General features: G+C 68.4%; 17 protein-coding genes. 10 read left to right on the forward strand and 7 right to left on the reverse strand.

The annotated features are described in order from the left end of the window. The first annotated feature begins 362 nt into the window (after positions 1-362). From GTP77_RS22385 to GTP77_RS22425, 9 genes are all read left to right on the forward strand, one after another. Positions 363-1715 (forward strand): putative O-glycosylation ligase, exosortase A system-associated, encoded by a 1353-nt coding sequence (locus GTP77_RS22385; protein ID WP_161074371.1) that lies wholly within the window; start codon positions 363-365, stop codon positions 1713-1715. Beyond that, positions 1712-2710, forward strand: coding sequence for a polysaccharide deacetylase family protein (locus tag GTP77_RS22390; protein WP_161074372.1), 999 nt, complete (start codon positions 1712-1714; stop codon positions 2708-2710). The genes GTP77_RS22385 and GTP77_RS22390 overlap by 4 nt, the downstream gene beginning before the upstream one ends. Positions 2711-2806: 96 nt before the next feature. After that, positions 2807-4084 (forward strand): aminotransferase class I/II-fold pyridoxal phosphate-dependent enzyme, encoded by a 1278-nt coding sequence (locus GTP77_RS22395; RefSeq protein ID WP_161074373.1) that lies wholly within the window; start codon positions 2807-2809, stop codon positions 4082-4084. After that, complete coding sequence (locus GTP77_RS22400) at positions 4081-5178, forward strand: GNAT family N-acetyltransferase (protein WP_161074374.1); 1098 nt, start codon at positions 4081-4083, stop codon at positions 5176-5178. The genes GTP77_RS22395 and GTP77_RS22400 overlap by 4 nt, the downstream gene beginning before the upstream one ends. A 3-nt stretch (positions 5179-5181) precedes the next feature. Then, positions 5182-5430, forward strand: coding sequence for an acyl carrier protein (locus tag GTP77_RS22405; RefSeq protein ID WP_161074375.1), 249 nt, complete (start codon positions 5182-5184; stop codon positions 5428-5430). 14 nt (positions 5431-5444) lie between these two features. Next, positions 5445-6308, forward strand: a complete 864-nt coding sequence (locus tag GTP77_RS22410) for a hydrolase 2, exosortase A system-associated (protein WP_161074376.1) — start codon at positions 5445-5447, stop codon at positions 6306-6308. Next, complete coding sequence (locus GTP77_RS22415) at positions 6298-7218, forward strand: hydrolase 1, exosortase A system-associated (RefSeq protein WP_161074377.1); 921 nt, start codon at positions 6298-6300, stop codon at positions 7216-7218. Before GTP77_RS22410 ends, GTP77_RS22415 begins: the two co-directional genes overlap by 11 nt. Then, a complete protein-coding gene (locus tag GTP77_RS22420) occupies positions 7212-8477 on the forward strand; it encodes a glycosyltransferase (protein ID WP_229202298.1) in 1266 nt (421 codons plus the stop codon). The genes GTP77_RS22415 and GTP77_RS22420 overlap by 7 nt, the downstream gene beginning before the upstream one ends. A gap of 19 nt (positions 8478-8496) precedes the next feature. After that, on the forward strand, positions 8497-9300 hold the full coding sequence (locus GTP77_RS22425) for a tetratricopeptide repeat protein (protein ID WP_161074379.1): 804 nt from the start codon (positions 8497-8499) through the stop codon (positions 9298-9300). Positions 9301-9304: 4 nt separating this feature from the next. Here the strand turns inward: GTP77_RS22425 and GTP77_RS22430 are convergent, their stop codons facing one another. The 7 genes from GTP77_RS22430 to GTP77_RS22460 form a co-directional block, all read right to left on the reverse strand. Then, positions 9305-10516 carry a VanZ family protein gene (locus tag GTP77_RS22430; protein WP_161074380.1) on the reverse strand — a complete coding sequence of 404 codons (1212 nt, stop codon included), beginning with the start codon at positions 10514-10516 and terminating at the stop codon, positions 9305-9307. Between the two features lie 12 nt (positions 10517-10528). Continuing rightward, positions 10529-11884 carry a PEP-CTERM-box response regulator transcription factor gene (gene prsR, locus GTP77_RS22435; protein WP_161074381.1) on the reverse strand — a complete coding sequence of 452 codons (1356 nt, stop codon included), beginning with the start codon at positions 11882-11884 and terminating at the stop codon, positions 10529-10531. A 36-nt stretch (positions 11885-11920) separates the two neighbouring features. Continuing rightward, positions 11921-14002: an XrtA/PEP-CTERM system histidine kinase PrsK gene (prsK, locus tag GTP77_RS22440; RefSeq protein WP_161074382.1), complete on the reverse strand. Its 2082-nt coding sequence runs from the start codon at positions 14000-14002 to the stop codon at positions 11921-11923. A gap of 34 nt (positions 14003-14036) precedes the next feature. Beyond that, positions 14037-15440 carry a TIGR03013 family XrtA/PEP-CTERM system glycosyltransferase gene (locus GTP77_RS22445; RefSeq protein WP_161074383.1) on the reverse strand — a complete coding sequence of 468 codons (1404 nt, stop codon included), beginning with the start codon at positions 15438-15440 and terminating at the stop codon, positions 14037-14039. 85 nt (positions 15441-15525) lie between these two features. Next, positions 15526-16572 carry an SDR family oxidoreductase gene (locus GTP77_RS22450; protein ID WP_161074384.1) on the reverse strand — a complete coding sequence of 349 codons (1047 nt, stop codon included), beginning with the start codon at positions 16570-16572 and terminating at the stop codon, positions 15526-15528. Next, positions 16572-17861, reverse strand: a complete 1290-nt coding sequence (locus GTP77_RS22455) for a nucleotide sugar dehydrogenase (RefSeq protein WP_161074385.1) — start codon at positions 17859-17861, stop codon at positions 16572-16574. The genes GTP77_RS22450 and GTP77_RS22455 overlap by 1 nt, the downstream gene beginning before the upstream one ends. A 349-nt stretch (positions 17862-18210) precedes the next feature. Then, positions 18211-19647 (reverse strand): UbiA family prenyltransferase, encoded by a 1437-nt coding sequence (locus GTP77_RS22460; RefSeq protein WP_161074386.1) that lies wholly within the window; start codon positions 19645-19647, stop codon positions 18211-18213. A 168-nt stretch (positions 19648-19815) separates the two neighbouring features. Here GTP77_RS22460 and GTP77_RS22465 point away from each other — a divergent pair, with 168 nt between their 5' ends. Next, positions 19816-21009: a glycosyltransferase family 4 protein gene (locus tag GTP77_RS22465; RefSeq protein WP_161074387.1), complete on the forward strand. Its 1194-nt coding sequence runs from the start codon at positions 19816-19818 to the stop codon at positions 21007-21009. Positions 21010-21011: the final 2 nt, after the last annotated feature.

Raw genomic sequence — 21011 nt, forward strand, 5'->3', positions numbered from 1 at the left:
GCGCGCCGGCCGCGCCGCGCACGGCCTGCGCCAGCGCCGCGTAGTCGAGCCGGCGCTGGCCGTACACCAGGGCCTCGGCGCCGGGCGTGCGCGCCGCGCTGGCGAAAATGAATTCGTGGAGAAGGTCGCTCATGATTTCCAACAATATGTTTGAATTAACAATGTGACACAATGCAACATGGTACGCGCGGCCCCCCGCCGTGTCTATCGCCGGGGCCGCAACAATTGACCGTCAAAAAGCTTGCCCAGGCGGACTACAATGGTCCAGGCCGGGTTATACTACGGCGATATATAAATGGAAACAAGCAATTGCAGTATTACAACAGTATTTGCTTGATAATGCCACCCCTACAGGACGCTGCATGAGAGATATCGTCATTACGCTGATCGTGTTCGCTTCGCTGCCGTACACTTTCAAGAAACCGTATATCGGCGCCCTGATGTGGATCTGGATCAGCGTGATGAACCCCCACCGCCTGAGCTGGGGCTTCGCCTACGATTTTCCCTTCGCCGCCATCATCGCCGCCACCACCCTGCTGGCCCTGCTGGTCGCGCCCGGCCAGAAGCGGCCGCCGTCCTCGCCGGCCGTGGCCGTCATGATCATGTTCACGGTGTGGATGGCGATTTCCACCCTGTTCGCCATCCACCCCGGCGAATCCACGGTGATGCTGCAGCGCGTCATAAAAATCATGCTGATGAATCTGGTGGTCATGATGGCGGTGCGCAACAAGGAGCAGCTGCACTGGATGCTGTGGGCGCTGGCCGGCTCGCTGGGCTACTACGGCATCAAAGGCGGCCTGTTCACCATCGCCACCGGCGGCAGCTTCCGCGTCTGGGGCCCCGAGGGCAGCTTTATTTTCGGCAATAACGAAGTGGCGCTGGCCTTCGTGGTGATTATCCCCATCTTCTACTACCTGTACCTGATCTCGGACAAGAAATGGCTGAAATACGGCATGGTGGGCGCCATCGGCCTGTGCGCGCTGGCCTCGCTGGGCTCGTATTCGCGCGGCGCCCTGCTGGCCCTGCTGGGCATGTTCGGCTTCCTGTGGCTGAAAAGCCCGAAGAAAGCCGCGCTCGGCGTCGGCATGGCGCTGCTGCTGCCCATGATTATCCTGTTTATGCCGGCCAAGTGGACCGAGCGCATGGACACCATCGACAACTACCAGGAAGACGGTTCGGCCATGGGCCGCATCAATGCCTGGCAGATGGCCACCAATCTGGCGATCGACCGCCCGCTGACGGGCGGCGGCTTTGAAATCTACGACGCCTATGTGTTCGCGCGCTACGCGCCGGTGCCGAACGACATCCACGCCGCCCACAGCATTTATTTCCAGTGTCTGGGCGAGCACGGCTTCGTCGGCCTGGGGCTGTACCTGACCTTCGCCATCCTGTGCTGGCGGCGCGCCAACTGGATTATCAGGCAGACCAAGAAGCGCGCCGACCTGAAATGGGCCGGCCAGCTGGCCGGCATGATACAGGTGAGCATGATAGGTTTCGGCGTGGGCGGCGCCTTCCTCAGCCTGCTGTATTTCGACATGCCGTACTACCTGATGGGCGCGCTGCTGATCACCGGCCAGATCGTGCAGGACAGCCTGCGGCAGCCGGCCGCCGGCCAGCCCGGCGCAACGCCGGCCGAAGCGGCCGATCCTGCCGCCACCGCCGCCGCGCAGGCGCCGCGGAACGGCGCGCGCGCCGCCAAGCAAGGGTCCATATGAATGCACAACACCATCCCCGTCCCACCCTGGCCACGCTGGCGCGCCGCGCCCTGCTGCGCCTGGGCGCGCTGGGCCGCGCGCGCCGCAGCCTGAGCATCCTGATCTACCACCGCGTGCTGCCGCAGGCCGACCCGCTATTCCCGGACGAGGTGGACGCGGCGCGCTTCGAGCAGCAAATGGCCTGGCTCAAGCAGGGCTTCCACGTGATGCCGCTGGCCGAGGCGGCGCGCCGCCTGCGCGCCGGCACCCTGCCGCCGCGCGCGGCCTGCGTGACCTTCGACGACGGCTATGCCGACAATGCCGAGATCGCGCTGCCCATCCTGCAGCGCCACGGCCTGGCGGCCACCTTCTTTGTCGCCACCGGCTTCCTGAACGGCGGGCGCATGTGGAACGACACCGTGATCGAGCTGGTGCGGCGCGCGCCCGGCCCGCGCCTGGAGCTGGCCGCGCTGGGCTATGGCAGCCACGCCATCGGCAGCGACGCCGAGCGCAGCGCCGCCATCCACGCGCTGCTGGACCAGCTCAAATACCTGGAACCCGAGCTGCGCCTGGCCGAGGTCGACAAGCTGCGCGGCGCGCTGGGCCTGGCGCTGCCGGACGACCTGATGATGAACACCGAGCAGGTGCGCCAGCTGCACGCGGCCGGCATGGAAATCGGCGCGCACACGGTGCACCACCCCATCCTGGCCAGCATGGACGAGCATGGCGCGCGGCAGGAGATCGCGCGCGGCAAGGCGGTGCTGGAGGAAATGACCGGCGCGCCGGTGCGCCTGTTCGCCTACCCGAACGGCAAGCCGGGGCGCGACTACCACGCCGCCCACGTGGCGCTGGCGCGCGAGCTCGGTTTCGAGGCGGCCGTGTGCACCGCCTGGGGCGCGGCCGGGCCGGAAACCGACCCGTTCCAGCTGCCGCGCTTCACGCCCTGGGACCGCAAGCCGCTCGGTTTCACGCTGCGCCTGCTGCACAATTTGTACCGGCCGGGCCAGACTGTGTGAATCCGGCCATAAATCGGCGCCGGCGCGATTGTGTGAAATTGTTGCAACAGTTATACTACTTGATGTATTAATTGAAACAAGCGGAGATTCACCCCGATGGCCCAGAGCGCAGACCGCGTGCAGCACTTCCCCCCGGCCCCGGCCGGCCAGCAGGCCGCGCCCGGTACGCCGCAGGCCGGCCATCCGCCGCCCCTGCCGGACTACCCGCGCGCGCGCATTCCGACCAAGCCGGTGCTGTCGCGCGCCACCTTCCGCGCCGGCGGCGGCCACGCGCCGTCCATCCTGGACGTGCGCGAAGCGCGCCTGGTCACCAGCGGCCGGGTCGCCATCGCGCTGGCGCTGCGCCAGATGGGCGTGGGTCCGGGCGACCGCGTGCTGGTGCCGTCCTACCATTGCGCCTCGATGATAGAGCCGGTGGTGTGGCTGGGCGCCACGCCGGTGTTCTACCGCATCCACCGCGACACCCAGGTCGACCTGGACGACGTGGCGGCCAAGCTGGCCGGCGCCAAGGTATTGCTGGCCACCAACTATTTCGGCTTTCCGCAGAACCTGTCGCGCCTGCGCGCGTTCTGCGACCAGCACGGCCTGATGCTGCTGGAAGACTGCGCGCACTGCTTCCTGGGCGAGCACGAGGGCCAGCCGGTGGGCTCCTTCGGCGACTACGCCATCGCCAGCACCATGAAATTCTTCCCCATCTACGAAGGCGGCTGCCTGGTGTCGGCGCGCCACTCGCTGGCGCCGGTGCGGCTCGAGGCGGGCGGCTTCCGCTTCGAAGCCAAGATGGCCGTCAACGCGCTCGAGGATGGCTTTGAATACCAGCGCCTGCGCACCGTGCAGCGCCTGCTGGCGCTGCCGCTGGGGCTGAAGAATTTCCTGCTGCGCCAGCTCAAGCGCAGCGGCAACGCGCCGCAGCCCATGGCGCCGCGCTCGTCCGAAGGCGGGTTCGGCTTCGATCCGGACTGGCTGGGCAAGCGCGGTTCGCTGTTCTCGCGCCTGACCTTGCGCCTGGTCTCGCGCGGCCGCATGGGCGCGCTGCGCCGCAGCCACTACCAGCACCTGCAGGCCGCGCTGGACGGCCTGCCCGGCTGCCGCCCGCTGCACGCGGTGCTGCCGGAACGGGTCTACCCCTGGGTCTTCCCGCTGTATGTGGAGCAGCCCGAAGCGGTATTCGATACGCTCAAGCGGGATGGCGTGCCCATCATCCGCTTTGCCGAATATCTGTGGGAAGGCGTGGACGCCACCGTCTGCGGCGCCAGCGCGGAGCTGTCGCGCCATGTGCTGCAGTTTCCCTGCCATCAGGAACTACAAGAACAGGAACTGGACTGGATGATAGACAAGATCAAGACCGCCTTGCTGGCGGCGCGCGCGCCATGAAGTGGACCCTGCTGCCGGCCAGCGACTATCCCGCCCACGCCACGCGCTGGCATGAACTGAACCACGCCAGCGTCGATTCGCCGCTGCTGGAACCGGCCTTTGTGCAGCCGCTGCTGACCGAATTCGGCGAAGGCCGCGAATGGCTGGCCGTGTGCGAGGACGGCGGGCGCACGCTGGCCATGGCGCTGCTGCAAAAGAGCCGCCAGGGAGCCTGGCAGACCTTCCAGCCCTCGCAGCAGCCGCTGGGCATGTGGCTGCACCTGCCGGGCGAGAACCTGCCGGCGCTGATGGACAGCCTGCTGCGCAGCCTGCCCGGCATGCCGCTGGTGCTGGGCCTGACCCAGTTCGACAGCTGGCTGCATCCGCGCCCGGCCGACGGCGCCCAGCTGCGCACGGCCGACTACATCAACACGGCCCGCATCACCATTGCCGGCACCTTCGACGAATACTGGGCCTCGCGCGGCAAAAACCTGCGCGCCAACCTGAAGAAACAGCGCGCCAAGCTGGCCAAGGAAGGCATCGCTACCCGCATGGACGTGCTGCGCGCGCCGGCCGACATGGCGCAGGCGGTGGCCGACTACGGCGTGATGGAAAGCGCCGGCTGGAAGGCCGGCGGCGGCACCGCCATCCACCCGGACAACGACCAGGGCCGCTTCTACCGCAGCATGCTGGAGAACTTCGCCCAGCGCGGCGAAGCCAGCGTATACCGCTACTGGTTCGACGACCGGCTGGTGGCGCTGAACCTGTGCATCGAAGGCGGCGGCGCCAAGATCGTGCTGAAAACCACCTATGACGAGAGCCTGAGCAGCCAGTATTCGCCGGCCTTCCTGATGCGCGAGGAGACCTGCCACGTCATGTTCCGCGAACGCCTGTTCGAGCGCCTGGAGTTCTACGGCAAGGTGATGGAGTGGCACCTGCGATGGACTGACGAGGTGCGCAGCATGTACCATATCACCCACTACCGGTGGCCGGCCCTGAAAAGCCTGCACACCCTGGTCAATAAGCTCAGGCGCGGCAGCGCGGGCCAGCCGGCGCCCGCCGCCGAGCCGGTCCCGTCCGCCGCCGCCCGCCATACCGAACCATCCACGGAGTAAGCAATGTATCTGCAAGAAGTAAAAACCATCCTGGCCGACGTCCTCGGCCTGGGCGCCGGCGCCGACGCGCTGACCGAACAGTCCGCGCTGCTGGGCGCCATCCCCGAACTCGATTCCATGGCCGTGGTGCAGCTGATCGCCGCCATGGAGGAACAATTCGGCTTCAGCGTGGACGACGACGAGATCGACGCCGCCACCTTCGCCAGCGTCGGCAGCCTGACCGCCTTCGTGGCGCGCAAGCTGACCGCCTGAGGCGCCCTCCGAGCATGAGCTTGTTCTCCCTTGCCGCGCACGCCCAGCCCTTCTTCCTGAAGGCCGCTGCGGGGGAGCGCTACTGCCTGTTCCACCCGGCCGTCGGCGCCTGCCGCGGCGGCCTGGTCTATGTCCCGCCGTTCGGCGAGGAAATGAATAAAGCCCGCCGCATGGCCGCGCTGCAGGCGCGCGCGCTGGCCGCGCAAGGCATCGCCGTGCTGCAGATCGACCTGCACGGCACCGGCGACAGCAGCGGCGACTTCGCCGACGCGCGCTGGGAGCAGTGGCTGGCCGACGTGGCGCTGGGCTGCCAGTGGCTGTCCGCCCGCCTGGGCCGCCCGGTCGGCCTGTGGGGCTTGCGCCTGGGCGCGCTGCTCGCGCTCGACTACGCGCGCTCGCCCTACGCCCAGGGCGCGGCCGCGCCCACCCGCATGCTGCTGTGGCAGCCGGTGCACAGCGGCGGCGCCCACCTGACCCAGTTCCTGCGCCTGCGCATGGCCAACGACATGCTGGGCGCCGGCGGCGGCCAGAAAACCGGCACCGCCGCGCTGCGCGAGCAGCTGCACGGCGGCGCCACGCTGGAAGTGGCCGGCTACGAGCTGGCGCCCGAGCTGGCCAACGCGCTCGACGCGCTCGACCTGGCCAAGATGGCGCCCCCGGCCTGCCCGCTGCACTGGATAGACGTGGTGGCGGCCGAAGGCCGGCCGCTCACGCCGGCCTCGGCCAAGCTGGTGGCGGCCTGGCGCGCGCAAGGCGCCGAGCTGGACGCGCAAGTGGTGGCCGGCCCGCAATTCTGGGGCACCCAGGAAATTGCCACCTGCCCGGCGCTGCTCGACGCGAGCCGCGCCCTGTTCCAGGAGGCCGCCCATGCAGTTTGAAGAACGCGCCCTCAGTTTCGACTGCGGCGGCGACTGCCTGTTCGGCGTGGCCAGCGTGCCGGCCCAGCCGGCCGAACGCGGCGTGGTGGTGGTGGTGGGCGGCCCGCAGTACCGGGGCGGCAGCCACCGCCAGTTCACCCTGCTGGCGCGCCACCTGGCCGCGCAGGGCATCGCCGTGCTGCGCTTCGACTACCGCGGCATGGGCGACGCCGAGGGCGAGCAGCGCGACTTTGAAATGGTGGCCGAGGACCTGCGCAGCGCCATCGGCCAGTTCCAGGCCACGGTGCCGGCCGTGCGCGAGGTGGTGCTGTGGGGCTTGTGCGACGGCGCCTCGGCGGCCCTGTTCTACGCCGCGCAGGACGCGCGCGTGCAGGGCGTGGTGCTGCTCAATCCCTGGGTGCGCACCGAAGGCGGACTGGCCAAGGCCACGCTGAAGCACTACTACCGCGACCGCCTGCTGCAGCCGGCGCTGTGGAAGAAGATCTTCACCGGGCAGTTCAACTACGGCGCCGCGCTGCGCTCCTTCACCGGCCTGCTGGGCGCCGCGTCCGGCAAGCCGGCGCCGCAGCACGCCGCGGCCGCGCCCACGGCCGCGCCGTCCAGCCCCCCGCCTGTGGTGCACGCCGAACCGAAGCCGCGCATCTCGGACCCGGACCTGCCGCCCCTGCCCGGGCGCATGCACGACAGCCTGGCCGCCTTCCAGGGCAAGGTGCTGCTGATACTGAGCGGCGCCGACCTGACGGCGCAGGAATTCCGCGACGCGGTGAAAGCGTCGCGCCCGTGGCAAAAACTGCTGGCCGCGCCGCGCGTGACCCACAGGGAACTGGCGCAAGCCGACCACACTTTCTCGCGCCGTGCCTGGCGCGACCAAGTAGCAGACTGGACCGGAGAATGGATGCGTTCATGGTAAACAAACGCGTGCTGATGATCGCCTACCACTACCCGCCCATGCGCGGCAGCAGCGGCATCCAGCGCACCCTGAAGTTTTCGCAATACCTGCCGCAGTCGGGCTGGGGCCCGGTCATGCTGTCGGCCCATCCGCGCGCCTACAGCAATCCGGGCGACGACCAGATGGCCGACATTCCGGCCAGCGTGCCGGTCACGCGCGCCTTCGCGCTCGACACCGCGCGCCACCTGTCCGTGGGCGGGCGCTACGCCGGCTTCATGGCGCTGCCGGACCGCTGGGCCAGCTGGTGCCTGGGCGCCATCCCGGCCGGCTGGCGGCTGATACGCCGCCACCGCCCGGCCGTGATCTGGTCCACCTACCCCATCGCCAGCGCCCACCTGATCGGCCTGGTGCTGCGGCGCCTGACCGGCCTGCCCTGGGTGGCCGACCTGCGCGACCCGATGACCGACGTCAGCTATCCGGAAGACCCGCGCACGCGCCGCGTGTTCCAGTGGATAGAACGCAAGACCATCGAGCACTGCACGGTGGCCGTGTGCACCACGCCGGGCGCCATCAAGACCTACGAGGCGCGCTTCCCGGCCATCCCGCGCGAGCGCTACCGCCTGATCGAGAACGCCTACGACGAGGAAAACTTCGCCGACGCCGAACGCGGCGGCGCGGCGGCCGCGCCGGGCGCGCACGGCGGCCCGCTGACCTTGGTGCACAGCGGCATCATCTACCCCTCCGAGCGCGACCCGGTGCCGCTGTTCCAGGCGCTGGCCGCGCTCAAGCGGCAGGGCGCCGTCAGCGCCGCCAGCGTGCGCGTGGTGCTGCGCGCCACCGCCCACGACGACTACCTGGGCGGCCTGATCGCCGAGCACGGCATTGCCGACCTGGTGCAGCTGGCGCCGCACGTGCCCTACCGCGACGCCCTGGCCGAGATGCTGAACGCCGACGGCCTGCTGATCTTGCAGGCGAGCAACTGCAACCACCAGGTGCCGGCCAAGCTGTACGAATACCTGCGCGCGCGCCGTCCCATCCTGGCCCTGACCGACAGCGACGGCGACACCGCCGCCACCTTGCGCCAGGCCGGCATCGACAGCATCGCCCCGCTGGACCAGAAAGATGCGATCATCGCCATGCTGCCGCGCTTCCTGGAGCAGGTGCGCAGCGGCACCGCGCCGCTGGCCTCGGCCGCCGTGATCGCCGCCCATTCGCGCCGCGCGCGCACCGAACAACTGGCGCTGCTGCTGGACCAGGTCAGCGCCAGCCACGCTCAATGAAGATGGGGAGATGGACAACATGAAGCACAAGCAACGCATCCTGGCGGCCGGCCTGCTGGCCGTGGCCGCCGCCGCCGCCGCGCTGCCCGCGCGCGCCGCCGAACGCAAGGCCACGCCGTTCTGCGGCAACCTGGCCAACGCCTACGGTCCCTACGACTACCGCAAGGGCACCACCGAGTTCGCGCACCACCTGAAGCTGGTGGAAGGCGCCCACTTCACCGACGAGGTGGAAAACGGCATCAAAGGCAACGCCAGCACGCTGGGCGGCGACATCGACTACACGCTGCGCGCCTTCCCCAACCACCCCGGCGCGCTCAACACCGTGATACGGGTGGCGGCGCGCAACCCGAAAAACCTCTATCTGCCGGGTGGCAACCGGCCGGTGGAATGCTTTTTCGACCGCGCGGTGCGTTTCGCGCCGGACGATCCGGCCGCCCACACACTGTACGGCAGCTACCTGCTGTCGGTCGGCCGCGAGGCCGACGCCCGGCCCCATTATCTGATGGCGGTGGAGCTGGACCCGGACAATCCCAGCACCAACTACAACATGGGCCTGGTTTATTTCAAGAACAAGGACATGGTCAACGCCAACAAATACGCGCAGAAAGCCTATGCGCTGGGCTTCCCGCTGCCGGGCCTGAAGAATATGCTGGTCCAAGCCGGCAAATGGGACGTGTCCGCCGCGCCGCCGCCTGAGGCCGCCAGGAAGAAACCGGCCGACGGCGAGCCGGCGGAAGCCGGCGAGGCCGCGCCCGCCGCACCCGCCGCCAGCCAGGATGCGCCGCCGCCGGCCAAGCCGGACGCCGGCACGGCCGGACGCTGATACGCTAAGCGGTGGCCGGCTGCGGGTGCGCCAGCACCCACTCCTCCACCAGCCACGGCGCGCACCAGCCGGCGCAGGCCAGCATCACCTGGGTGATGTCGGCCGAACGGCCCGGCAGGGAAAGCTGCGCCCACTCCAGCGCGAACATGGCCGCGCCCACCGCCACCCCGCCCGCCAGGGCGATGCGGTGGTGGCGCGCCGGCGCCGACACCTGCCGCGCCAGCCAGGCCATGGCCATGAAGGGCCACAGGAATTCCAGGATATTGGTATAGCCCTGCAGGCTGCGCATATGGCCGCGGAACGGTATCCAGTTGAAGCCGCCGCCCAGCCAGCCGCCGCGCACCGGGGTCAGCTCGCCCAGCGCCATCGCCAGGGCCAGCAGCACGATGGCGGCGCAGGCGGACGGACCGGCCGCGCTGGTGGAGGGGGAACGGCACAGCCGCGCCAGCAGCGGCAGCGACAGCGCCGCGCCCGCCACCTCCTCCAGCCGTAGCGTGTGGCCGTCGATCAGCACCTGGCAGGCCAGCACCGCCAGCAGCAGCGCGCCGTACAGCCGCCACCACGGCCGCCCCGGCCGTATCAGCGCGCGCAGCAGCAGGCCCAGCGCGGCGAACTGGCAGGCCAGGCAGATCATGGCAGGCAGGCTCACCGGCATGGCCGCCTGCAGCTGGAAATACAGCGGCGCCAGCGCGCGCCGCCAGCGCCACAGGCCGAACACCGGCATGAGCGGACTGGTCTGGGATAAAAACCACAGCGCCACCACCACCAGGCCGGTGTTGGCGATGGCCCCGCGCGCAAACCAGCCGTCGCGCCAGGCTTGCAGGCGGGCGCCGCTGAAGGTGTCGCGCCGCAGCAGGCCGGCCAGCAGGGCGCCGCACAGCGTGCCCAGCACATTCATGGCCACATCCGCCGCCGACGAGACCCGCGCTGGCAGCCATTCCTGCGCCACCTCGGCGGCCACGCTGAAACCGGCGCCCACCAGCACCGCCAGCGGCAGCGCCAGCCAGTAGCGGTGGCGCCGCGCCCACCAGGCCGCCAGCAGCAGGCCGAAGGGCATGTACACCAGCACGTTCTGCAGCAGGTCGCCGCGCTCCAGGTAGGCCGCGCCCGGATGCAGCAGGAAGCCGAACAGCGGCTCGGTGCGCGCCGCCCACTGGAAGGGATAGAGGCTGCCGTAAAACAGCAGCAAGACGTAGACGGCGACGGCCTGGCGCATGGCGCGCCCCGGTCAGGAACCGGATTTGATGGCGTGCCGGCTCATCAGGTCGTACAGCGTGGGGCGGCTCACGCCCAGCAGCTCGGAGGCCTTGACGATGTTGCCGTCGACCCGGGCCAGCACCTTGACGATGGCCTTGTACTCGGCCTCGTCGCGCACCTGGCGCAAATTCAGCGGCTCCTCCGGCAGCAGCGCGCCGGACAGGCCCAGGTCCTCGGCCACGATGTGCGGCCCGTCGGCCATGATGACGGCGCGCTTGATGCAGTTTTCCATCTCGCGCACATTGCCCGGCCAGGGGTAGGCCTCGATCACATTCATGGCCTCCTGGCTGAAATGCAGCGCGGGGCGCGACTCGGCGGCGCAGAATTTGTTCTTGAAGTGGTGCGCCAGCAGCGCCGCGTCGCCCACGCGGTTGCGCAGCGGCGGAATGGTGACCACGATTTCGGACAGGCGGTAGTACAAGTCCTCGCGGAAGCGGCCGGCCACCGCCAGCTCCTTCAGGTTCTGGTGGGTGGCGCAGACGATGCGCACGTCGACCGGGATTTCCTCGTGGCCGCCGATGCGCTCGATCACGCGCTCCTGCAGGAAGCGCAGCAGCTTGGCCTGCAGCGGCATGGGCAGGTCGCCCACCTCGTCGAGGAAGAAGGTGCCGCCGTGCGCCAGCTCGACCTTGCCCTTGGTCTGCTTGGCCGCGCCGGTGAACGCGCCCTTCTCGTAGCCGAACAGCTCGGACTCGAGCAGGTTTTCCGGGATGGCGGCGCAGTTGATGGCCATGAAGCGCTCTTTCGAGCGCGGGCTGAGCTGGTGCAGCGCGCGCGCCAGCACTTCCTTGCCGGTGCCGCTCTCGCCCAGCAGCATCACCGAGGCCGAGGTGGGCGCCACTTTTTCGATGCTGCGGCAGATCTTCTGCAAGCCGGCGTCGCGGCTGATCACGCCGGCCAGCGGCGAATCGGCCTGGGCCTGCTGCATGCGGCGGTTCTCGCGCTGCAGCGCGTGCAGGTAGAAGGCGCGCTGCACCACCAGGCCCAGCAGGTCGGGGTCGGCCGGCTTCTGGTGGAAGTCGTAGGCGCCCAGGCCGATGGCCGACACCGCGTGCGCATGGTCCTGGTTGCCGGTCAGCACCACCACCTTGGTTTCCGGCGCCAGCGCCAGGATCTGCTGCAAGGTGGCCAGGCCCTCGGTGGCGCCGTCCGGATCGGGCGGCAGGCCCAGGTCGGTGATCACCACTTCCGGCTCGTGGCGGCGCACCTGCGCCAGCGCCGCCTCGCGGTCGCCCGCCACCAGCACTTCGTATTGGTCAAAGCTCCAGCGCAGCTGCTTTTGCAGGCCGGGGTCGTCTTCGATAATCAGCAGCTTCGCTTTGCTCACGGTATTCCTCTATGTTCAGTCTGGCGGCCGGAAATCTCAGGCCGCGCGCTCCACGGAACCGGCGTCCTGCCGGTACAGCGGCAGGGTGACGCGGAAGGTCGTGCCCTGCCGCGGACTGCTGCTGACCTCCAGCTCGCCGCCCAGTTCATGGATGTATTCCCGGCTCTCGAACGCGCCTATGCCCATGCCGGCCGGCTTGGTCGATTCGAAGGGCTTGTACAGCCGCTCGCGGATGAATTCCTCGGTCATGCCGGCGCCGCTGTCGCTGATCTCCACCAGCACCGCGTCATGCTCGCCGCGCAGCGCGATGCGCACCTGGCCGTCCAGCGGCGTGGCCTCGATCGCGTTCTGTATCAAATGCCCCAGCACCCGCTCCAGCCGTTCCCAGTCGGCCAGCACCCGCAGGCCGGGCGTTTCCACCCGCAATTGCGGACGCGGTTCGAACGCCGCCTTCAAGGATACGGCCTGTTGCAACAGTTGGTCAATAAACAATGGCAGCGGACGGGCCGGCGCGTCGTTGCGGCTCAGCTTTTGCAGCATCAGCTTCATTTTCTGCACCGAATGGGTGACGGTGTCGAGCATGTCCTGCTGGAATTCCGGGTTGTTGCGGTGCTTGTGCGCGTTGGGGATCAGCAGCGACAGCTGGGCCACCAGGTTTTTCAGGTCGTGCACCACGAAGGTGGACATGCGGTTGAAGGACTCGAACTGGCGCGCCACCATCAGGGCCATGGCGGCGTCCTGCTGCGCCAGATAGCTGGCGGCCTGGCTGCAGGCGATCTTCAGCAGGTCGATCACCTCCCAGTTCAGCTGGATGGCGCTGCGCGGCTGCTGCAGCAGCATGAAGCCGGACAGGCGGCCCTGCATAATCAGCGGCAGCACCAGCCACACGCGCGGGTAGCGGCAGATCCAGTCCGGCATGGCGATGTCGCCGTACAGGCCGGGGTTGCGCTGGTACTCCTGCATGTCGATGACCCACTGCTTGCTCTCGAGAAACTGGCAGAGTTCCGAGTCGGCCGCCTCCGACTCGCTGGCCAGCGGCACGTGCCACTGCGCCACCGGCTCGTGGCGGCCGGACTCGCGCAGCAGCCACAGCGCGCCGCCCGGGCTTTCCACCAGCCCGGCCACAGCCTGCACCGCGCGCTCGGCCAGCTTGGGGCCGTCGGCCGACAGCATGCGGGTAAAGCCCATCCATTCTTCGCGGTAGTCGTAGTTGTAGCTGTAGAAATGCTTGCTGATAAAGACCTTGAGCCAGGCGCGGAAGGTGCCGGAGAACAGCACCCCGGCCAGCAGCACGGTGGCGCCGAACAGGAAGGCCACCTGCATCACCGAGCCCCAGCTGCCGCCGAAGAAGCGCAGATAGTAGCCGGCCGAGCTCATCACCAGCAGATAGCCGGCCGAGCCGGCCAGCGCGGCCGAATGGAACAGCACCCGGCGCGACACCGACAGCTGGTTGGACCAGGCCGCGCTGCGCGACACCGCCAGCGCGATCAGCGGCATGGTCAGCGCCTGCACGAAGCCGCGCGCGGCCCAGATGTCGCCGTTGACCTGGCGGAACAGCATGGTGTCGCTGTACAGGTAGAAGTCGTAGGCGTACATGCCGCCTATGCCCAGGCAGGCGTATTTCAGCGCCCAGCGCTCCTGCAGCGGCTTGTTGCGGTAGAGCTGCTCGACCAGGATCATGCCCAGCACCGCCGCGCCGGCGCGCAGCATGGCCAGCGGCAGCAGGCCGCCCAGGCTGGCCAGCACGCCCGGCGCCCAGTTGGCCAGCAGCTCGGCCGCGAGCAGCAGGGCGTAGAAGCCGGCCACCAGGCGCAGCAGGCGGTTGTGGCGCAGCAAGCGCCAGCCGGCGCCCTGCTGGAACAGGCCCATCAGGAACAATAGAAAGGCCGACCAGGCCGCGTTGCGGGCAATGTCGAGCGCGTCGTTCAGGGTGGACGGGCCAGGCGCGTGGACCGCCTCCCAGGCGTTCAGGCCGGCCCACAGCGCCGTCACGAGCGCGGCCGCCGCCAGCACGGCAGCGTGCGCGCGGGCGCGCCATATGCTCAGCAGCAAGCCGCACAGCAGCGCAAAGGCCAGCGCGGCGGCGCCGTAGCTGTACGCGGCGACGCTGCTCAGCATGGCAGCTCCGGCACCCTGGCCAAGGGCAGCGCCATCAGCGGCCGCTGCCGAACAACACCACCTTGAGGGTATCGATCAGCACCAGCAGGTCGAGGAACAGGCTGTTGTTCTTCACGTAATACAGGTCGTACTGCAGCTTCTGCACCGCGTCCTCCACCGAGGCGCCGTAGCCGTAGCGCACCTGCGCCCAGCCGGTGATGCCCGGCTTGATGCTGTGGCGCACGTTGTAGTAGGGGATGTCTGCGCTCAGCTGCTCGACGAAATAGGGCCGCTCCGGGCGCGGGCCGACAAAGCTCATCTCGCCCTTGAACACATTCCACAGCTGCGGCAGCTCGTCGACGCGCAGCTTGCGGATAATGCCGCCCACGCGCGTCACGCGCGGGTCGTTCTGCGCGGCCCACTGCGGCTTGCCGCCTTTTTCCGCGTCCGTGCCCATGCTGCGGAATTTCAGCACCTTGAAGCTGCGCCCGCCCTTGCCCACCCGTTCCTGGCTGTAGATCAGCGCGCCGCCGTCCTCGAGCTTGATGCACACCGCCGTAAACAGCATGACCGGCAGCGCCAGCAGCAGGATGATGATGGACACGATCAGGTCGAAGCCGCGCTTCATGAAGGTGCGCATAAAGCTCTGGTCGAAGCCGCCGCCGAAGACCAGCCAGCTCGGCTGCAGGGACTCGACCCGGATCTGGCAGGTTTCGCGCTCGAAGAAGGTGGCGGCGTCGGTCACCTTGATGCCGAACAATTTGCACTCGAGCAACTCCCGGATCGGGAAGGTGCCGCCGCGCCGGTTCTGCACCGACACCACGATTTCGCGCACATTGTATTTCTGCGCCAGGGCCACCAGCGACATGCCGGGCTCCATGGCCAGCACCGAATTGGCGGCCACGCGCGACTCCTCCTCCGGCATGGCCACATAGCCGGCCACGTCGTACTTGTGGTAGCTGTTCGAATGCAGGGCCAGGTCGCCGCACTCCTTGGCCAGCGCGCCGTTGCCCAGGAAGATGATGCGCGACTCCAGGAAGCGGAACTTGGAGCTGGTGAAGAAGATGGCGCGCGCCATCAGGATGCCGGCCGCCGAGATGGCGAACACCAGCAGCAGGATGCCGCGCCCGAAATACAGCTCCGGCGCCACGTAGAACACCAGCGTCAGGATGCCGAAGGCCATGGCGAACGAGGGCACCAGCTGCAGGAAGAAGGGATTGCGCAGGCCTTCGCTGAAATTGAGCTGGTACATGCCCAGCGCGCTCATCGAGAACACGATGGCGGCGGTGAACACGCAGGCCGACATCAGGAAATGGTCGAGCCGGGGCAGCAGGAAGTCGTCGCCGTCGAAAAAGCGGATGGCCGAACCGGCGTAGAAGGCGCCGATCAGGATGAGGATTTCCACGAACAGCAAGCTGAACGCGACCTTGGACACGTAGTGATTGGCAATTTTTAACATGTTGTTGTTCCTTCCCCAGTGCGCGCACCTCGCGGCGATGGATGACGGCGCCGGCCGCGCGCAGGCCGGGCTCGTTCTATTTGTGCTACCTGGCTGTCAGGCTACCGACATACCAGTCCATCGCCACGGCCAAGCCTTCTTCTATGCGGTGCGTGGGCGCATACCCGAGCAGCTGCGCCGCCTTGCCGATGTCCGCCTGCGAGTGGCGCACATCGCCGGCCCGGAAGCCGGCATACTGCGGCCGGTGCTGGTCCAGGTGCGGGAAACGCTCCCGCAGCAGGGCCACCATCAAGCCGTACAGCTGGTTCAAACTGGTGCGCTGGTTCAGCGCCACGTTGTAGACCTGGTTGACCGCGTCCGGCGCGGTGGCGGTGGCGGCCAGCACATTGGCTTGCACCACATTGTCGATAAAGCAGAAATCGCGGCTGGTCTCGCCGTCGCCGTTGATGAACAGCGGCCGGTCGGCGATCAGCGCGGCCACCCACTGCGGGATCACGGCGGCGTAGGCGCCGTTCGGATCCTGGCGCGGGCCGAACACATTGAAATAGCGCAGCCCGACCGACTCGGCGCCGTAGCAGCGCGCGTACACGCCGGCGTACAGCTCGTTGACGTATTTGGTGACCGCGTAGGGCGACAGCGGATTGCCGATCTGGCCCTCCACCTTGGGCAGGTCCGGATGGTCGCCATAGGTGGAGCTGGAGGCGGCGTACACGAAGCGGCGCACCTTGGCGTCGCGCGCGGCCGTCAGCATGTTCAGGAAGCCGGTGATGTTGACGTCGTTGGTGGTGTGCGGGTCTTCGATCGAGCGCGACACCGAACCGAGCGCGGCCTGGTGCAGCGCGTAGTCCACGCCCTCGCAGGCCTGGGCGCAGTCGGCCGGCTGGCGGATGTCGCCGCGCAGGAAGCGGAATTGCGCCCACTGCGCCTCGCCCACGGCGGCGCGCACCTGGTCCAGATTGTGCTGGTGGCCGGTGGCGAAGTTGTCCAGCCCGGTAACCCGCTGGCCCAGCTTGAGCAGCGCCTCGACCAGGTTGGAACCGATGAAGCCGGCCGCGCCGGTCACCAGCCAGTGGCGCGGCTGGGCGCGCAGCTGCCGCTGCCGCTCCAGGTAGGCCGCCGGCGCCGGCGTCATCACAGCCTCCAAACCGCGTGGCCGGCGGCGCTGATGGGCGCCAGGTCGAAGGCCGACTTGACGTCGATAAAGCAGCCCATCGGGGTCAGCTTGGCGCACAGCTCGCCGAACGGGATCGCCAGCAGTTCCTTGTGCGGCACCGCCGCCACGATGGCGTCGGCGCGCGGCAGGTCTTCCCAGCGCTCCAGTTCCACGCCGTATTCATGCAGGGCCTCGTCCGCTTCGGCCACCGGATCGTGCACATGCACTTCCACGCCGTAGGATTTCAGCTCGGCGATAATGTCGGCCACCTTGGAATTGCGCAGGTCGGGGCAGTTTTCCTTGAAGGTCAGGCCGATCACGTTGACGCGCGAGCCCTTCACGTGGCAGCCGGCCGCGATCATGGTCTTCACGGTTTTCTCGGCCACGAACTTGGCCATGCCGTCGTTGATGCGGCGCCCGGCCAGGATCACCTGCGGGTGGTAGCCGACCATGTCGGCCTTGTGCGTCAGGTAGTAGGGGTCGACGCCGATGCAGTGGCCGCCCACCAGGCCCGGACGGAAGGGCAGGAAGTTCCACTTGGTGCCGGCCGCCTGCAGCACTTCCAGCGTGTCGATGCCGATCTTGTCGAAGATCAGCGCCAGCTCGTTCATCAGGGCGATGTTCAGGTCGCGCTGGGTGTTCTCGATCACCTTGGCGGCCTCGGCCACCTTGACGCTGGAGGCGCGGTACACGCCGGCGGTGACGATGGATTCGTACAGCGCGGCCACCTCGTCCAGCGTGGCGGCGTCGTCGCCGGACACCACTTTCAGGATGGTGGTCAGGGTGTGCAGCTTGTCGCCCGGGTTGATGCGCTCGGGCGAATAGCCGACGTGGAAGTCTTCCTTCCATTTCAGGCCCGATTCGCGCTCCAGGATGGGCACGCACACTTCCTCGGTGGCGCCCGGGTAGACGGTGGACTCGAACACCACGATGGCGCCCTTTTTCAGGTTGCGGCCGACCGTGATGCTGGCGCCGATCAGCGGCGTGAAATCGGGATTGTGGGCCTGGTCGACCGGGGTCGGCACGGCCACCACCAGGTAGTCGGCGCCGGCCAGGTCGGCCGGGTCGCTGGTGACGCGCAGCTGGGTGGCGGCAGCCAGTTGCTCGGACGACACTTCACCGGTCGGATCGCAATGGCGCCGGTAGCTGTCGATCTTGCGTTCGGACAAGTCAAAACCGATGGTGGGCCGCTTCTTCCCGAATTCCACCGCCAGCGGCAAGCCCACATAGCCCAAACCGACAACCGCAACTACCTTGGCATTGTTCATTTCAATTCCATACTAGAAATAAAATTCATTGCAAAAAAATCAGCATGCTTCACTACAATTCTTGCAACATCGTGTCGCGGCGCGCGGGCCAGCCAGGGCGGGCATCCATTTTAGCGCTACTGCGCGGCCGTGGTTCATGCCGCCGCTGGATGCGGCCTGAACTGTTGGGCACGCACCACAGAGTTTCAATCGAGAATTAACAATTGAAAACTATGGCGAATCGTGTACTAGAATACAATACATGTTGCAATTTTCATAGCGATATTTCCTCATGATAGCACCTGTCGGCCCATATCGACAGGAAATAAATCACGGCAAAAACCGGTCCCGGGCGTGGCGGGCGGGAGCCCTAGCGCGGCAGGAAGCGCGCCGCCAGCGCCAGCGCCACGATGGCCAGGATGGCCACCCGGCTGCCGTTGTCGCGCATGGCGTAGACCACCGGATCGTCGTGCATCTCGCCGCGCGAGGTCTTGATCCACAGCCGGCCCAGCCAGTAGATCATGCCGAAGGCGGCCAGCCACAGCAGGTCCGGACTGCGGTAGCGCGCCTGCGTCTCGGGCGCGCTGATGAACAGCCCCAGCACCACCACCGCGCTCAGCGCCGCCCCCACGCCCAGCGGCCACAGCACCACCAGGTCGTCCACCCGGTAGTCGCGCCCGCGCGTGGCGGTGCGGCCGTCCTGCTGCAGCGACACCAGCTCGGAGCAGCGCTTGATCAGCGCCAGGCTGAGGAAGACGAACACCGAGAAGGCCAGCAGCCAGGAGCTGGCCGTGATGCCGGTGGCCACCGCGCCGGCCTGGATGCGCAGGGTGTAGAGCAGCGACAGCATCAGCACGTCGACCAGCATGTACTCCTTGAGCACCCAGCTGTAGGCGCTGGTCAGCGCCAGGTAGAGCAGCAGCGCCAGGAAAAAGCCGGGCGACACCAGCGCGGCCAGCGCCAGCGCCGTGGCCAGCGCCGCGCCGGCCACGGCCAGCCCGTGCAGGATGGGCAGCTGGGCGCTGGCGAAGGGCCGCAGCCGCTTGCGCGGATGGGCGCGGTCCGACTCCAGGTCCCACAAATCGTTCACCACATAGGTGGCCGAGGCGGCCAGCGAGAAGGCCACGAAAGCCAGCGCAAGGTGGCCCAGCTTGGCCAGGTCCAGGAAGGAGAAGGCGGCGAACAGGGGCACGAACAGCAGCAGGTTCTTGAGCCACTGGTGGACCCGCAGCGCGCGCAGCCAGACCTTGAGCGAGCGGCTGTGGCCGGGGAACTCGCGCTCCACCGGCACCGCGCCGGCGCGCACGATGCCGCTGGTGCGCGCGCTGGCGCCCACCAGGATGGCCCCGCGCGCGCCCTGCCACACCGGCAGGTCGGCCCGGCTGTCGCCGGCGTAGACGAAGTCGGCGCCCACTTCGCGCCGGATGGCGTCCAGTTTGGCCGCGCCCTTCAGGTTGCCGGCGTCGCCGGTGGCCAGCACCTGGTCGAACAGCTGCAGGTGGCCGGCCACTTCGGCGGCGATGCTGCCGTGGGCGGCGGTGGCCAGCACAATGCGGCGACCGCGCGCCTTTTCCGCGCGCAGGTAGTCCAGCAGCGGCTGGTGGTAGGGCAGGCTGGGCGCGGCCACGCCGCAGCGCGCGGCGATGGCGCGCTTGAAGCCGGCGCGTCCGGACAGCAGCCAGAACGGCATGCTCAGCAGCGCGGCCGGCGAACGCCGGATCAGCTTGAGGCCGGATTCAACCAGGGTGTCGGTCGGCGTCAGCGTGCCGTCCAGATCGACCACCAGCGTATGGTTTACAGGGTCCATTAAACTTCCATGCGTGTATCACAGTTTGTCATTATATTAAAGTTTTCCAGCCCGGCCGCATACGGAAACCAATAATAAAAAGTAATTGAAAATTTACACACATGGCGTTTTATAATGTCCGGGCAACAAGCCGGAGCCCGCAGGGCTCCTTGTGATAAGAGGAATGTATTGGCCACCCTACCCGAACGCGGCGCCGTCCCCGTCTATCTTTTTGTACTGCCCTGGTCGCTCTCCGGCGTGGGCGGGGTGAACCAGGTGGTCATCAACCTGGCGCGCGAGATGCAGCAGCAAGGCCATTTCCAGCCCCTGATCCTGGTCACCGAGTGGAACGCCACCGAAGCGGCCGAGACCGTCGAGTGCGGCCTGCCCACGCTGCGCTGGCGCGTGCGCCCCTACCATGCCGGCATGGGCCTGCGCGAAAAGCTCGCCTACCGGCTGTGGGAGCGCCGCTTCCGCGTGCAGTTCGAGCAGCTGTGCCGCGCGCGCGGCGTGGCCGCCGTCAATGTGCACTACCCGGGCGCGGGCGCGCTGGCCCTGCAGCGTTGCGTGGCCGCCATGGCGCGGCCGGTGCCGCTGATCCTGTCCTTCCACGGCGCCGACCTGGGCGCGCTGCGGCGCGCGCCGGCGCCGGAGCGCGCGCTGTGGAGCGCCGCCCTGCCGCGCATGGACGCGCTGGTGACCTGCTCGCGCGACCTGCGGCGCGAACTGCTCGACATTTTCGGCGCGCAGCTGCGCGTGACCGTGATCCACAACGGCCTGGACGCGGCCGGCTTCGCCGCCATGGCCGGCCGCGCGGACCGGCCGGCCGGGCGCAGCATCCTGAACGTGGCCAAGTTCGAGCACAAGAAGGGCCAGGATGTGCTGCTGGACGCCTTCGCCAGCCTGGCCGCCGACTTCCCCGACCTGACCCTGACGCTGGCCGGCGCCAGCGACCACGCGCTGCCCGGACTGGAGCAGCAGGCGGCGCGGCTGGGCGTGGCCGGACGGGTGCGCCTGCTGCGCGACGTGCCGCACGCCCAGGTTGCCGCGCTGTTCGGCGCCGCCACCGTGTTCGCGCTGCCCAGCCGCCAGGAACCCTTCGGCATCGTGCTGCTGGAAGCGGGCGCGCTGGGCCTGCCCGTGGTGGCCTCGGCGGTCGGCGGGGTGCCCGAAATCCTGGACGACGGCGTGACCGCGCACCTGGTGCCGCCGGACGACGCGGCCAGCCTGGCCCGGGCGCTGCGCGCCGTGCTGAGCGACGCCGGCGGAGCGCAGGCCATGGGCGCGCGCCTGCGCGAGCATGTCAGCCGCCATTTTTCCTGGCACGCCAGCACCGCCGGCTATGCCGCGCTGCTGCCGTCCGCCCCCTTTCCCCTCCACTGAGA

This window comes from Pseudoduganella aquatica (genome assembly GCF_009857595.1).
In the GTDB taxonomy this organism is placed as follows: Bacteria; Pseudomonadota; Gammaproteobacteria; order Burkholderiales; family Burkholderiaceae_D; genus Rugamonas; species Rugamonas aquatica_A.